This is a genomic window from Nostoc sp. 'Lobaria pulmonaria (5183) cyanobiont', from assembly GCF_002949795.1.
Classification (GTDB): Bacteria; Cyanobacteriota; Cyanobacteriia; order Cyanobacteriales; family Nostocaceae; genus Nostoc.
On the sequence record NZ_CP026692.1, the window covers coordinates 96,234 to 112,249 of the forward strand.

General features: G+C 43.7%; 5 protein-coding genes and 1 pseudogene. 1 reads left to right on the forward strand and 5 read right to left on the reverse strand.

What is annotated here, in order from left to right; genetic code table 11:
• Position 1: 1 nt before the first annotated feature.
• Positions 2 to 6,619: a HAMP domain-containing protein gene (locus NLP_RS00435; RefSeq protein ID WP_104904672.1), complete on the reverse strand. Its 6,618-nt coding sequence runs from the start codon at positions 6,617 to 6,619 to the stop codon at positions 2 to 4.
• 567 nt (positions 6,620 to 7,186) lie between these two features.
• Here NLP_RS00435 and NLP_RS00440 point away from each other — a divergent pair.
• Positions 7,187 to 7,381 (forward strand): annotated as a pseudogene (locus NLP_RS00440) (Uma2 family endonuclease); the annotation flags it as partial.
• 100 nt (positions 7,382 to 7,481) lie between these two features.
• On the opposite strand, the gene NLP_RS00445 reads toward NLP_RS00440, so the two are convergent.
• The 4 genes from NLP_RS00445 to NLP_RS00460 all read right to left on the reverse strand — a co-directional run bounded on the left by NLP_RS00445 (position 7,482) and on the right by NLP_RS00460 (position 16,011).
• Positions 7,482 to 10,142, reverse strand: coding sequence for a HEAT repeat domain-containing protein (locus NLP_RS00445; RefSeq protein WP_104904673.1), 2,661 nt, complete (start codon positions 10,140 to 10,142; stop codon positions 7,482 to 7,484).
• A gap of 555 nt (positions 10,143 to 10,697) precedes the next feature.
• On the reverse strand, positions 10,698 to 11,138 hold the full coding sequence (locus NLP_RS00450) for a hypothetical protein (RefSeq protein WP_104904674.1): 441 nt from the start codon (positions 11,136 to 11,138) through the stop codon (positions 10,698 to 10,700).
• 487 nt (positions 11,139 to 11,625) lie between these two features.
• Entirely contained in the window at positions 11,626 to 15,315 is a 3,690-nt protein-coding gene (bchH, locus tag NLP_RS00455; RefSeq protein ID WP_104904675.1) for a magnesium chelatase subunit H, read from the reverse strand.
• Between the two features lie 87 nt (positions 15,316 to 15,402).
• Positions 15,403 to 16,011 carry a hypothetical protein gene (locus NLP_RS00460; protein ID WP_158680238.1) on the reverse strand — a complete coding sequence of 203 codons (609 nt, stop codon included), beginning with the start codon at positions 16,009 to 16,011 and terminating at the stop codon, positions 15,403 to 15,405.
• Positions 16,012 to 16,016: the final 5 nt, after the last annotated feature.

The window sequence follows — 16,016 nt, forward strand, 5'->3', positions numbered from 1 at the left end:
GTTAACGATATAGCCAAACACGCAACAGCGACAGCAATTGTTCAGTATCTACGGGTTTAGTAATGTAGTCTGATGCACCGGCTTCAATACACTTCTCGCGATCGCCTAGCATGGCTTTAGCAGTCAGTGCAATAATCGGCAAAGACTTAAATCGATCGTTTTGACGGATTACGCGTGTTGTTTCGTAACCATCCATTTCTGGCATCATTACGTCCATCAAAACGACATCAATATCTGGTGTATTTTCTAACAGGTTAATCCCCTCTCTGCCATTTTCAGCATATATAACCTCTATTTGATAACGCTCCAACATACTGGTCAGGGCGAAGATATTCCGCATATCGTCGTCTACAATTAGCGCTTTTTTGCCAGTGAGTAAGTAGTCTTGTGAATGCAGTTGTTCGAGTATTTGGCGCTTCGGTTCAGGTAAATTTGCTTGGACTCGGTGTAAAAATAATGCTGTTTCATCGAGGAGACGTTCGGGCGATCGCACATCTTTAATAATGATTGTCTCGGCAATTCGTCTGAGTTCTGTTTCTTGAGCTTTACTAATTTCTCTACCTGTGTAGACAATAATTGGTAAAGTTTTGCCGTTAGGTAGAAGCTTTATCTGCTCAATCAGTTCAAACCCGGTCATGTCGGGTAGCCCTAAATCGAGAACCAGGCAATCAAAATGCTGGCTGCGAATAGCTTCTAGAGCTGCTGCACCGTTAGCCACTGCTGTGGTCAAAACATCGCTGTTACCAATCAACTCAACAATACTCAGCCGTTGAGTATCATCATCTTCGACTACCAATAAATTTTTCACCTGGCGCTCAACAAAACCTTTAATTTTGGTCAACGCCTCGGATATTGTTTCGCTGGTTAAGGGCTTTTGCAGATATGCGATCGCACCTAGTTGTAAACCGCGTTGTCTCCCTTCTTCAACGGTCATGATATGTACGGGAATGTGACGGGTATTTGGGTCATGTTTGAGACGATCTAATACCGTCCAACCATCCATTTCTGGCAGCCGGATATCTAGCAAAATGGCTGAAGGTAGGAATTGCTGCGCTAACATCAAACCTGTACTACCGGTTTGGGCAGCTATCACCTTAAATCCTTGTTGTTGCGCCATATCTAGCAGGATACGCGCAAAATTAACGTCATCTTCGACAATTAGTAACACGCGATCGCCTCTTTCAATAGTAGTGCGATCGTCATTTATGAGTGAGGAGTGGGTAGAGACGCGATTAATCGCGTCTGTACTGAGTAGGGAGTGGGGAGTGAGGAGTGGTTTTGATGTCAACTCAGGACTCAGCGCTCGTAACTCAGCACTGAATTGTGGTAGATAGAACGTAAAGGTACTACCTTCACCTGGTAGACTGATTAATTTAATTTCGCCGCCGAAGAGACGGGCGATTTCGCGGCTAATTGATAAGCCCAATCCGGTGCCGCCGTATCTGCGACTGGTAGAGCCATCGGCTTGCTGGAATGCTTCAAAAATCACTTTCTGTTTTTCGGGGGCAATGCCAATGCCTGTATCGCTGACTGAGAAAGCAATCACAATCTCGGCACTATTTAAGGTTTGATGGTCGTTGCTCCACCCTAGCTTGGCCACCGCAATCCGTAAGCGTACCTCCCCTTGCTCTGTAAATTTAAAAGCGTTGGAGAGGAGATTTTTCAACACTTGTTGTATGCGTTTGACATCTGTAGAGATGCTATTTGGCAATTCGGGAGTAAATTCAATTGCGAAAGCAAGTCCTTTGCTCTGAGCGATTTGTCGGAAGGTACGCTCAATTTGTTCGCCCAACTCTGCCAATGGCATTTGGGTCATGTCAATGGACATGGTTCCAGATTCAATTTTAGCGAGATCCAGAATGTCATTAATCAATGCTAACAAATCAGTACCGGCTGAGTAAATTGTTTGGCTATATTCTACTTGCTTGGCGGTGAGGTTGTGATCGATATTATCTGTCAATAATTTCGCCAAAATCAACAAGCTGTTTAGCGGTGTCCGCAGTTCATGGGACATGTTGGCGAGAAATTCTGATTTGTATTTTGAAGAGAGGGCGAGTTGTTCAGCCTTGTCTTCTAAAGAGACTCTTGCTTGTTCAATTTCCCGATTTTTGCGCTCAACTTCTTTCTTCTGCATTGCCAACAACTCTGCCTTTTCTTCCAATTCGGCGTTGGTTTGTTGCAATTCCTCTTGCTGTCCTTTGAGTAAATCCTCAGAGGTTTTGAGTGATTGGGCTTGTTGTTCTAAGCGCTTGTTGGTTTCGCGGAGTTCGCTTTGCTGAGTTTGGAGTTCTTCAGCCAAAGATTGCGACTGCTTGAGTAATTCTTCAGTTCGCATCGATGCGGCGATCGTGTTGAGGACGATCGCAATACTTTCGGTAAGCTGGTCGAAGAATGTCAGATGAATTTCGCTAAAGCGGCGGAAGGATGCTAATTCAATCACGGCTGTCACCTGTCCTTCAAAAAGTACAGGTAATACCACAGCATTCAAAGGCGTGGCTTCTCCTAAACCAGAGGAAATTCTGACATAATCACTTGGCACTTCCGTCAGCAGTATCCGCTCTTTTTCTAAAGCGCATTGTCCCACCAAACCTTCACCCAAGTGGAAGCGGTTAGCTAGATGTCTGCGTTCGCGGTAAGCGTAGCTACTAATTAATTTCAAATAGGGTGTATGTTCCCCATACTCCATGAGGAAGAATACGCCGTGTTGCGCTCCTACCAAGGGTGCTAGTTCGGAGAGAATTAGTTTAGATACAGTTTCCAAGTCTCGCTGCCCTTGCAGCATTCGGGTAAACTTGGCTAAGTTAGTTTTCAACCAGTCTTGTTCGGTGTTTTTCTGTGTTGTCTCTCGCAGATTGGCAATCATCTGGTTGATGTTGTCTTTGAGGATGGCAACTTCCCCTAGTGCCTCGACGGCAATTGAACGAGTTAAATCACCCTTAGTTACAGCTGTAGCAACTTCGGCGAGCGATCGCAACTGAGTTGTCAGTGTAGCAGCGAGTTCGTTGACGTTATCTGTCAAATCTTTCCAAGTTCCAGCCGCCCCAGGTACTCTCGCTTGTCCCCCTAATTTCCCTTCAATTCCCACTTCCCGCGCCACTGTGGTTACTTGATTGGCAAAGGTTGCGAGGGTATCAATCATCTCGTTGATTGTCTCTGCCAAGGTTTCAATTTCTCCCTTGGCATCTAACATCAGTTTCCGTTTCAAGTCACCGTTAGCAACTGCCGTTACAACTCTGGCGATACCGCGCACTTGTGCCGTTAGGTTCCCCGCCATCGAGTTCACGTTATCTGTCAAATCTTTCCAAGTCCCCGCGACACCTTGAACTTGCGCTTGTCCGCCCAACTTCCCTTCAGTTCCCACTTCCCGCGCCACCCGCGTTACTTCACTGGCAAAGGAACTAAGTTGATCTACCATCGTGTTGGTGGTGTTCTTCAAGTCTAAAATTTCGCCTCTGGCATCGACGGTAATTTTCTTGGAAAGGTCGCCATTAGCTACTGCTTTCGTAACTTCAGCGATGTTGCGAACTTGTCCGGTGAGGTTCCCTGCCATCGAGTTCACGTTGTCGGTCAAATCTTTCCAAGTTCCAGCCACTCCTCTGACGTAAGCTTGCACGCCTAATTTACCTTCCGTTCCCACCTCACGGGCAACCCTGGTAACTTCCGATGCAAAAGAATTCAGCTGATCCACCATTGTATTAATGGTGTTTTTAAGTTCCTGAATTTCACCTTTGACATCGACGGTGATTTTTTTAGATAAGTCGCCGTTAGCTACGGCGGTGGTAACTTCGGCAATATTTCGTACTTGCGCCGTCAAACTTCCCGCCATGAAGTTTACGCTGTCGGTTAAATCTTTCCAAGTGCCGGCTACACCTTTAACTTCTGCTTGTACGCCCAGTTTCCCTTCAGTTCCCACCTCACGCGCAACTCTTGTAACTTCCGATGCAAAGGAATTGAGTTGATCCACCATCGTGTTGACGGTGTTTTTCAACTCTAAAATTTCACCTTTGACATCAACGGAGATTTTTTTAGATAAGTCGCCATTAGCTACGGCGGTGGTGACGGCGGCAATGTTTCGCACCTGTGCCGTTAAACTTCCCGCCATGAAGTTTACGCTGTCAGTTAAATCTTTCCAAGTGCCAGCCACACCGCGCACATCTGCTTGTACACCTAATTTACCCTCACTTCCCACCTCACGGGCAACCCGCGTTACTTCACTTGCAAAGGAATTAAGTTGATCCACCATTATATTGATGGTATTCTTGAGTTCGAGAATTTCGCCTTTGACAGCAACAGTAATTTTCTTAGATAAGTCACCATTGGCGATCGCAGTTGCAACTTCGGCAATGTTTCGCACTTGGTCAGTGAGGTTCCCCGCCATTGAATTTACGTTGTCGGTCAAGTCTTTCCAAGTACCTGCTACTCCTCTAACTTCTGCTTGCACACCCAATTTGCCTTCCGTTCCTACCTCCCGTGCAACCCGCGTCACTTCCGATGCAAAGGAACTGAGTTGATCCACCATTGTGTTGATGGTGTTTTTCAACTCCAAAATTTCGCCTTTGACATCAACGGTGATTTTCTTAGATAGGTCGCCATTTGCCACAGCAGTAGTCACTTCCGCAATATTTCGCACCTGAGCCGTCAAGCTTCCAGCCATGAAATTCACGCTGTCGGTCAAGTCTTTCCAAGTGCCTGCCACACCGCGCACTTCTGCTTGTACGCCCAATTTACCTTCACTTCCCACCTCACGCGCAACCCTTGTTACTTCTGATGCAAAGGAATTGAGTTGATCCACCATTGTGTTGATGGTATTTTTGAGTTCTAAAATTTCACCTCTGACATCGACAGTGATTTTCTTAGATAAATCGCCTGTTGCAACCGCCGTAGTCACTTCGGCAATGTTTCGCACCTGTGCCGTTAAACTTCCCGCCATGAAGTTCACGCTGTCGGTTAAATCTTTCCAAGTGCCAGCCACACCACGCACATCTGCTTGCACGCCCAGTTTACCTTCACTGCCCACCTCACGCGCAACCCGCGTCACTTCACTTGCAAAAGAACTGAGTTGATCCACCATGATATTGATGGTATTCTTGAGTTCAAGAATTTCACCTCTGACATCGACGGTAATTTTCTTAGATAAATCGCCATTGGCGATCGCAGTCGCAACTTCGGCAATATTTCGCACCTGTCCGGTGAGATTACCCGCCATTAAATTAACGTTATCAGTTAAATCTTTCCAAGTACCTGCTACTCCCCGGACTTCTGCTTGAACGCCCAACTTCCCTTCAGTTCCGACCTCACGCGCAACTCTTGTTACTTCCGATGCAAAGGAATTAAGCTGATCCACCATTGTGTTGATGGTATTCTTCAACTCCAGAATTTCGCCTTTCACATCCACAGTGATTTTCTTGGATAAGTCGCCATTTGCCACCGCCGTTGTCACTTCCGCAATATTCCGCACTTGTGCCGTCAAGCTTCCCGCCATGAAATTCACACTATCGGTCAGGTCTTTCCACGTCCCCGCTACCCCGCGAACTTCTGCTTGACCGCCCAATTTTCCTTCTGCACCCACCTCACGCGCAACTCTTGTGACTTCCGATGCAAAAGAATTCAGTTGATCCACCATGATGTTGACGGTGTTTTTCAACTCCAAAATTTCACCTTTGACATCCACAGTGATTTTCTTAGAAAGGTCGCCATTCGCTACTGCCGTTGTTACTTCCGCAATATTACGGACTTGAGCAGTCAAATTTCCTGCCATCAAGTTAACGTTGTCAGTTAAATCCTTCCAAGTTCCGGCGACTCCTTTAACTTCGGCTTGCACGCCCAACTTCCCTTCAGTTCCCACTTCACGCGCAACTCGCGTTACTTCACTCGCAAAAGAATTCAGTTGATCCACCATCGTGTTGACGGTGTTTTTAAGTTCGAGAATTTCGCCTTTAACATTAACAGTGATTTTTTTGGATAAGTCACCATTTGCGATCGCAGTTGCAACTTCGGCAATATTTCGCACCTGTCCGGTAAGATTACCCGCCATCAAGTTAACGTTATCAGTCAAATCTTTCCAAGTGCCAGCCACACCTTGCACTTCGGCTTGGACACCTAATTTACCCTCGGTTCCCACTTCACGGGCAACCCTTGTAACTTCTGATGCAAAGGAACCGAGCCGATCTACCATCGTGTTGACGATATTAGCAGTTTGGAGAAACTCACCTTGCAGGGGTCTGCCATCAATTTCTGTAGCGATCGTTTGGGATAAGTCACCATTGGCAACTGACCGAATCACCCGCGTAGTTTCAGCTGTTGGTTGAACTAAATCTGTAATTAGAGTATTGACAGAAGTAACACAATCTGACCAAGAACCCCGAACATCTCCGAGAGAGGCGCGATCGGCAATTTTGCCTTCTTTGCCAACAACGTTACCAATCCGTTGTAGTTCGGCCGCCATCCGCTCATTTTGATCGATAATATTATTGAGCGTATCAGCTATTTTTCCTGCTACACCAGTATGGTCTATGGGCATCCGAGCAGAGAAGTCACCCTGTTTAACAGCATTCAGCGTTCTTAACAGCTGATTTAAATCGAGATTGTCGCTGTCTCTAGTTAACTGTTCGGTTGCCATAGCCTTATCCTTAATCTTGAATCTTGAGGAATTTTTTGTATTTTTTGCACCCCGTACCTAGTGAGATAACTTTTAGGTAATGCGTATCACAATACAGAGCAGGGAATAGAAAGTGGATCAAACTAATTTTTATGGGTGCGAGTGTAAGCAGTTGACAAAGACTGCTAACTAAATGGTATTGCCATCGATGTATCTGGCATCCCACTTAGCCAATGATAGCGAGTTGGCGTCTGTTATGCAGCATCAATTGTCGGCGATGCCTAACTTGGGCAAGTAAGCGATCGCACAGTAGAACAGACGATGACAATTAACATTACATTTTATGATTTTTGGAATTTGAGGAAAGCAGCAAATCAATAAATCCTAACTGATAACAGAGGTTTGCTAAAGTCAAAAGTATCCGGCAACTCCTAATACGGTTCGGATAAGATCCCCCCGCCTGCGGCGACCCCCTTTTTAAGGGGGTAAAGATTAGAAAAAGCCCCCCTTTTTAAGGGGGGTTGGGGGGATCTTCGAGAGAAAAACAGGTTAACCGAACCGTATTGCGGCAACTCCAAGGATTGGCAAATGGTTAGAGAGTACTCACCCCAGAGACATCTGCCTCCGCTTGAAAGTGGCGATCGCCTAACTCGCCCTGAATTTGAACGGCGTTATGCGGCTGCACCTCATATCAAGAAAGCAGAACTGATTGAAGGAATCGTTTACATCGCATCTCCTGTAAGACATGAGCAACATGGCAAACCCCACAGTCGGGTGATAACGCGTAAATAAACAGACCATTGAAAAGCCCTAAAGAGCTTATTCCATAATACTTTTGACTTTTGACTTTTGACTTTTGACTTTTGACTTCCGCCTTGCGGTACTAGCTAGGTTCATTCCAAGCCCTAATCGCTTCAATCGCAATACCAGCAGGAGCAAATAAAATCTTTACAGTTTCAATACCTGCTGCTGTCACTGCTCTTTGCAAACGTACTTTGAGCATTGGATTATTTTTGATAACTTGCTCAATCGCTTGCCTATTTTTAAGTACTGGATGACTCTCAACAGCTTGAGCAACAATAGGTTGAGCATCGATTACAGTCGGTTTATCCTGCTCCATTTTCTCAAGCAACTGCTCAAGCACAGTTTCTAATTTAGCAATATCTTTTGTAGACGCGTAATTGTTTTGAGTGCCAATGTTATCACCTTGGATATTTCCTGTAACACTGCCTACGATAGTGCCAAAGGTAGCGCCTGTGAAATCATTTTTAGGAGTTTCTGACATATTTTTGAGTGTTTGATTAAGTGTGTTTAGAGTATTGAGTAAATTATTGGACGGATTCTCTTCCGAAAGTGAAGAAGTCACAATAGTATCGTTGTAGTAACCACGCTTCTCTTGGATTTGAGAAATTTTAGTAAGTACACCATCTATTAATTCTTTTGTACATGTTGAAGTCATTAATAAATTTTTCGACAAGAGAGTAAGTAACTCAGGTTTAATAATTTGCTTTAAAGCATTTACCGAACTACTAATTACTTCATCATCTTCATCTTCTAAAGTTTGACATAAAGTAGGTATTGCTGCTTCATTGCCTATTAAACCTAATATTGACACAGCACAGTTACGAATATCAGGGGATTGATCTACTAAAGCTTCAAATAGTAAATAATTTGCCCGTTCAATACCAACTCGTTCTATTACACTGTCATCCACTCCAAACCAAAAGCAGTCTTCTAACTCATATCCAAATGGTCTTCCTTTATAAACAAGAGAAGAAATTGCAGAGTGCCTAATGCTTTCTTCAGATGCAGCGAATGACTTAGACCAACCAGAATTGTTGGAATTAATTTGCGTGTAACCTTGAAACTTATTTATTTTTGTATTGCAAATAATCCCATCTTCTGGGATTTGTTCGGTAGAGGTAATACTAACTTCAATATCACCAGCAAGTTTTTGTAAATTTAGAACAAAGATGGGATTATGACTACTTTCACCTTTTGCATTAAGAAGAATATAACGGCAGTAGATTTCATGTCCATTTGTCATTAACACTTGGCGTAAGTGTAATCTTGCTATGTCAGAGTGTGTTATGCATAAAAGCCGAATTTTGAGTTCTTGGTCAACTTCTAACTGAGCAACTAAACCAACCGTTTGAGCTTGATACTCTCGCTTTACCTCTCCTGCCAACCTTGCGCCTAACCTTAAATCCACATCTAAGGCTAACTTCACCACTCGCACTGCTTGCCTTTCATCATTCACCAACCCCAACATCAATGCCACGGGTTCTGTCCACTTCAAATAATTCAGATAATCCCGTTTTAACTTCTCATCACTAACATTATCAAGGTGTTGGAGTAGAAATTCTGCGGCGTAGTATTCCTGAATCAACTGGTGACGAAATTCAATCTGGTCGTCTGTTCGCAATTGAATTAAGTGATACTTGAGCAAATCTTCTAGCCATTCTCTTGCACAATTCTCACTAAAAGCTACTTTGTTCTGTAAAAATGCCGCTAAAACATTCCTAGCTTGCTGTTTAGAAATAGTTAATCGCAACTCAGTCAAATTATCGCCTTGCATCATTACAAATGCTAGATGCTGCAATAAATCAGCCTCCCACTCAGGTAACCCTTCAGCAATTGGTACATTTTCCTTGAGTTTGTGATACTCTCCAGAGAACCAACGAAACAGCTCACCTAAACTAGTAGGAATTTGTTTAGCATCATTAAATACTTCACACAGCATCCACAATAACAGCGGCGTTTCCGCCAATTCTCGCAAGCGTCCAGCCAACTGTCGCAGCATTTCATCACCCACCTCTGAATAGGCGCGGACAAAATGCTGCATCTGCGCTTCTGTGAGAGGTTGCATTTCCAGTTTTTTTTCAATACCTAAATCACCCCCCACCCCCAAATACCGCGTAGTAAAAATCATCGGCGTTCGGCGGTATTTCTGCCTAAATCCGTCTAAATCTCGCCTAGCTTCATCGTTGGATAATTCATTCAAACCGTCTACAATTAACAAAAATCGCCCTGTAAACAGTAGATTTTCAATCTCTATCCTGTTGAGGTTTAAATTATAGCGAGTCAAAAAGTCCCGAATTAAATCCAGCACCGAAGTTTTGTAGCGCCTTAACTCCACTAGCACGGGAATCCTTGTCAGCTTTTCCGCTTCTCCTCTGCTCCTCTGCTCCCATGCTCCCTTGCACTTTTCGGCTTCTTCCCACAACAAACGTTCTAAAGCTGTAGATTTGCCTGAACCCGGTCTTCCTACTAGCAATACATGGACGGGTGCATACTTCAGTAACCCTTCGAGGATATTCAACCGTTCAATTTTTTCTCTGTCTGGTGCTTCACCTTCTCGTTGCTGTGGTACTGTTTGCACCATCAAACTCAAATCTAAGCGTCTGCGCGATTTTTTGGGTTCAAGTCTTTGACGGTCTATGGCATCAGTTGGCGTGTATAAATCTTGCCAATCTCTATATGTGTCATCCTCGCTCAGAGATTCTAGATACGTTTGAAAATCTATGCTGTGGTCTGCAACCATAGTAGTCAATTGACCGAGGACTTTTAAGCGCTCTTTTATATACTACACAATAAAACGCTCAATCCTTTTTATGATGCCCGTCCTACAAACGAAGTAATTGGCGGGCTGCGCTCAACTTGAAGAATATCTGATAAGCATTTCAAAATTTTTTGATGTACTACCTAGATTTTCGATCCTCCCTAACCCCCCTTGCCAAGGCTACAGTGTATACACAAGTCTGAAATAGTTTACTCACCTGGTTTTTCGCGTCAGTTTTACCCCACCCTAACCCTCCCCTTGGAAAGGCTACGGTGTACACACAAGTTATCGAATCACTACAAGTTCTCAAATTACCCCACCCTAACCCTCCCCTTGGAAAGGGGAGGGAACTAGATTTTCTTGTTTCCCCCCTTTCTAAGGGGGGATTAAGGGGGGTAATTCAACTTGTGTATACACACACCGTAGCCTTAAAAAGGGGGGAACTAGTGCCCCCTTTTTAAGGGGGTTGGGGGATCTCAAACCAGGGTAAATTGAGTGTTTGAGCTTAAGTTGACACTAAACCCTATTGGATTTTACTCAACTGACGATCGCACCCGATACCCCATTCATAGATCCATTTGCAGAAGAAACCTCAACAGAATTGGCTGCTAAAGAATTGGTGGGTTTGGAATTGCCTAGTACGCTTCGCTTCTTCTTGGTATTACCTCGTCTAGCACCACCCGCCATCTCGTATTCTGGGCTGATTTTACCATAACGGCTGCCAACTCCTAGTAACATTTGTTCTGACATCGCTATTACAACCTTTTCGGCGTTATTCACGTCATCTGTAAGTTTGTCAATGGTAGATAATGCAGTGTTGTAAGCAGCAAGCTTAGACCGGAGATCGTTAATTGTCACCGTGTAAGCTTGTATAGTCAATCCTTGTCCAAAGTCAAGTTCTACACTGATAGATTGTAAACTTTCAATCCGGCGATCGGCTCGTTCTAAAACGGTGGAATTTCTTTTACGACGTGCCATAATGCATCTCTGCTACTAAGTTAGTAGTACTGTTTTATACCACTATTTTTTAATTGTCATGGGAAAATATAGCAAATCAGTTGCGATCGCATCTCAAAAAATTTAGTTAATTTCACTTAGACTATATTTTATTCCAGGTAATAAATAGATTCATAAGTTTGTTACAACAATTGCTGCAATGATTTAAGCCTTTCTTATACATGGAAGAACATTTGTTGCAAAGTATTAAACATTTGCAGCAACGACTTATACATTTGCAAGAAAAACTTAAGCCTTTCTTATACATGGAAAAGCATTTGTTGCAAAGTATTAAGCGTTTGCAGCAATGACTTATACATTTACAAGAAAAACTTAAGCCTTTCTTATACATGAAGTAATCTTAGCTGCAAAGGTTTAAATTTTTATAGTCTCAAGCGTAAGAGCCATCGCTTTATTACTAAACGTTTAAATTTTCACAGTCTCAAGCGTAAGAGCGATCGCTTTATTACTAAACCGTCACTCCTTCCAACTCTTCATCTGTCAACTCATACAACTGGCGCAACTTATCTAACTTCTTATCATCAGCTTCCCAGAAACCCCGCCCATGCGCCTCCAACATTCTGCCTAAAATATTGCGAAAAGCTTCAGGATTTGCCTTACGTAATTTCTCCGCCATCTCTGCATCTAACGCATAAGTCTCTGCGGCTTGATCGTATACCCAATCATCGGTAAAATCGGCAGTACCACCCCAACCAATCAACGCCGTCATCCGTTGGGAAATTTCAAAAGCACCACCAGAACCTTGATTTGCCATCGCTTGCGCCCATTTGGGATTTACCAACTTGGTGCGGTACTCCATTCGCAGTAAATCATCTAAATTGCGCGGTGTAGTATCCTTCGAGAAACTTTCCACAAAACTGGTTGTAACCTTCTTCCCGCCTTGTTTTTCTGCCGCCCTTTTCAAACCGCCGGTATTGGCGTAATATTCTTGAATATCAGTTAAACCATATTCTACCGAATCGATTTCTTGAACAATGCGATCGCTAGTTTTTAACAAAGTATTCAACACTTCCGGTCTAGCTTGACCTTTATCTTCTCTGCCATAGCTAAACACATTGCGACTTTGCCAAGTATTCCCCAACTCCTCACCAGATTCCCAATTCCCATCAACCACTCTATCATTCACCAAAGAACCAAAATCACCCGCCGGATTAGAAAACAATCTCGCCGATGCATTTTCCACACCTTGGGCTTTCAAAGCTAAGGCGTGTCTTCTAATAAAATTTTGATCTTCCGGTTCCTCAGCATCAGCCGCCCGTTGAAATAAATCATCCAACAATTCGATAATATTCACAAAACTATCCCGGAAAATCCCAGACAAATTACCCAACACATCAATGCGGGGATGTCCAACCTCCGCCAACGGCTTCAACTCATAACGAACAACTCTACCAGTTCCTTCCTTAACAGGTTCAGCCCCCACCAACTCCAACAGAATCCCCAAAGATTCACCCTTAGTTTTAATCGCATCCAATCCCCATAACATTACCGCCACCGTTTCGGGATATTTACCATATTCATCCAAATGCTGGACAATAATTTTTTGAGCAATTTCTCGTCCCCGTTCATACGCCGCAGGTGAAGGCATCCGATAGGGATCTAAAGCATGAATATTCCTCCCAGTCGGCAAAACACCAGCCCCATCCCGCAACAAATCCCCACCAGGCGCAGGCGGAATATATTCCCCATTCAACCCCCTTAACAAATTCGTTAACTCATCCGTAGATTGCATCAACAAATCCCTTATTACTCTTCCTTCTTCTTCTCTTTCTTCTTTGCGTTCTTTGCGCCTTTGCGGTTCGTTTACTTCTTCCTCCCCCCCAAAATAAGCCTCCAAATACGACCCCAACTCCTCCTCATTCGGCTTTTCCCCCAAAGTATGCAACCCAGAAGAAAACAACCGATTTTCTAAAACTTGCAAATATTCATACAACCCCACCAAATAATCATCAAAAGCACGAACACTAAACATCCGCACATTCTCCGGCGTAAACGCAATACCCAACCGTTTAGCATCCTCAAACGGACAATCAGCATCCAACCCAGAGTCCACAATTTTTTTACAAATTCCTTCCTTTAAGACATAATTCTTTTGTGGATCTTCACGATACTCTGAAATCAAATCTCGCAACGCCACCAATTCCTTATACAAACCTGCCCGCCCATAAGGAGGCACATTATGAGAAATCAACACACCATAACCGCGACGTTTTGCCAACATCGACTCAGAGGGATTATTCGCCGCATATATATATAGATTAGGCAAATTTCCTAACAGAATATCCGACCAAGAATAACCCGTATTCCCCAACGGAGAACCAGGCAACCATTCCACCGTCCCATGCATTCCAAAGTGAACTAAAGCATCAGCTTGAAACTCATTTTGCAACCATTTATAATAAGCAGCATATTGCGGATGGGGCGTTAAATCTCGTTCAAACATTAAGCGCATGGGATCACCTTGTATCCCCAAAGGTGGTTGTACACCTATCCACACATTGCCTAATTGCACACCGCCAATTTGGAATTCATCGCCATAAGTTTTAATTCCAGTTCCCGTGAGAGATTTCCATTGTTTTTCGATGCGGGAGGTTTGCAGATATCCCAGCCATTTTTCTAGAGTGTGGGCGTTAACAGACGTAGGGATATTTTTTGTATCATCAATTTCATCCGCTTCTTTCACCCAGCGAATCAATTCTTCCCCATCTTCTGGTAAATCCCCCACGGTGTAACCTTGTTCTTTGAGTGCATGGAGAAACTTCAGCAAACTACGCGGCACATTTAATAATGCAGCTGTCCCCGCAGCACCATAACCGGGAGGAAACCCATATAAAATGATCGCAATCTTGCGTTCTGATGCAGGTTTTTGCCGCAAAGCCACCCAAGTTTTTACCCTACCAATTAATCGCTCCACCCGTTCGGGAACCAGATAAATATTTTCACCTACCAAACCACCAAGGGGAACAGTATCAATAGCCCCATCCAATTCGGGTAAGGCGTATAACACCACACTTTGCAATCCGCCGATACCTTGGCGCGTCCATGAGTGAATATCTTGAATTAATAGTGGTGCGGCAACAATATAAGGTACATTCTTGGCAGTGAGGATGCGCTTTGCTACTTCCACCTGACGCCCTGCTTCCATTGAACCAGCCGGGCCACCCACCAAAGGAAAGCCAATTGTGGAAACGATCGCATCCACTTTTACTGCTTCATTAGATAGTGAGGGAGTCTCTATATTACCTAGTTGTCGTTGTTGAATTTCATAGTTGGTTGTCATTAAATCTCGTACCGCCACGTGTCCTTCTACGCCGTTGATGAAAATGGGCAAAGGAGTTAACCCAGCTTTTTCAAAACTGCGAATTAGTTGGGGAATGTAGGGTTGTTTGGTGATGACGTGTTTTCGGTAGAGTAAAATCCCGATAATCGGTTTTGTAGAGACGCGATTCATCGCGTCTCCACAATAGGTTTTATACCATTCCAAATATTCGCGGGGTGATTCAAAAAACCCTTGATAGTCGGGGTGGAGTAATCCGATGTTAGGGGTTTCGACTAGCGGGGGAATATCGCCGACTTTTAAACCTAAGTATTTTTCTGCCAGTGTCCAGAATAATGAAGCGACGTTTTCTGAACCCCCAGCATTCCAGTAACCATAGATAATTAACCAGTTGCGTAAGTCTTGGACTTTTTGCACTGGTATATATTTCAGTAGTTTGGGGCCAATTTTTAAGAAGCTGATGTAACCAGCAAGTTTGTCTTCTTCGCGTCCATTGCTAAATTTGTCGAGGATGAATTTAACTGGTTTGGGCATTCCTTTGGGTTTGTCGCCAATGGCAAAGTCACCCAGCTTGGTTAAACTCATCAATTCCAAGGCTGACTCAAAGACTAGACGGATGGGAATTTGGGAAATGCGATCGCGCAACCACACAACCTGGTCATAATCAAATAGTAGGCTACCAAAAAACACATCAGCGCCATCAAGTGCTGTTTCTACCTCAGTGCGTTTGTTGGTAAGATCGCGATCGCTAAATACTCGAATATCCAACTCAGGACAGCGAGAGTTAGCCAAAAAGGCTGCTTTTCTGTACAAGTCAGCGTTGAATGATTCAAACCCAGCAATCAAGACGATGCGTTTCATGCCTGTAAGCTACGAAATATTTCTTTACTTTGATCTTAAACGTGCTTTCAGGCTGATTGTTAAATATCTACCCAGAGATTGCGGTGATTAATTCCTCAAAGGAGTTAGGACTTCACTATCACCACTGCCTTTAGGATATTTTGATTGCAAAAAAGTTGTGATATGTTGAGTTAAATTAAGTGCATCATTGAACTCTTTTGACTGCTGTAGCGCTTCGTATAGCAAACGAATTTCTTGTGATGACAAATTTGTGAATGTACGCAACTCGGTAATATCTAATCTTCGGTTAAACTCATTAGCAGTATGCCGCCATTGATGTATAAGCGAAAACAACTCTCTATCTTGACGTTCTGCAAAGACATCAGAAGCGATCGCTATTTCGGTAACTGATATAATTAATCGCGGAAAAACTATCGGTCGTCCCGGTCTGTGTGAGTTTGGATTAAATCGCTCATCAGATAAAATTACGTCATTTGATCTGCATTCATTCAGTAAGGCACGCAGAAATTCTATCCTCTTTTCGTTAGCTGATGCCCATCGTTCGCCAAAAATCCCGGTAATTGTGGCTAATAATCCCAGACCTGTTAGTATTGGTTCCAAATTTTTTTCATCTCTAGTCCACCAGACGGCGGCTAGAAGAAATCCCAGAAGTAGAGGGAAAAACGTGATAAAACTCACTAGGTTTTTCATACTCATATCAC

Bases quoted from the DNA above. Each gene is read 5' to 3' on its own strand.
- NLP_RS00450 (WP_104904674.1), bottom strand. From the start codon at position 11,138: ATGGCACGTCGTAAAAGAAATTCCACCGTTTTAGAACGAGCCGATCGC.
- NLP_RS00435 (WP_104904672.1), bottom strand. From the start codon at position 6,619: ATGGCAACCGAACAGTTAACTAGAGACAGCGACAATCTCGATTTAAAT.
- bchH (WP_104904675.1), bottom strand. From the start codon at position 15,315: ATGAAACGCATCGTCTTGATTGCTGGGTTTGAATCATTCAACGCTGAC.
- NLP_RS00445 (WP_104904673.1), bottom strand. From the start codon at position 10,142: ATGGTTGCAGACCACAGCATAGATTTTCAAACGTATCTAGAATCTCTG.
- NLP_RS00460 (WP_158680238.1), bottom strand. From the start codon at position 16,011: ATGAGTATGAAAAACCTAGTGAGTTTTATCACGTTTTTCCCTCTACTT.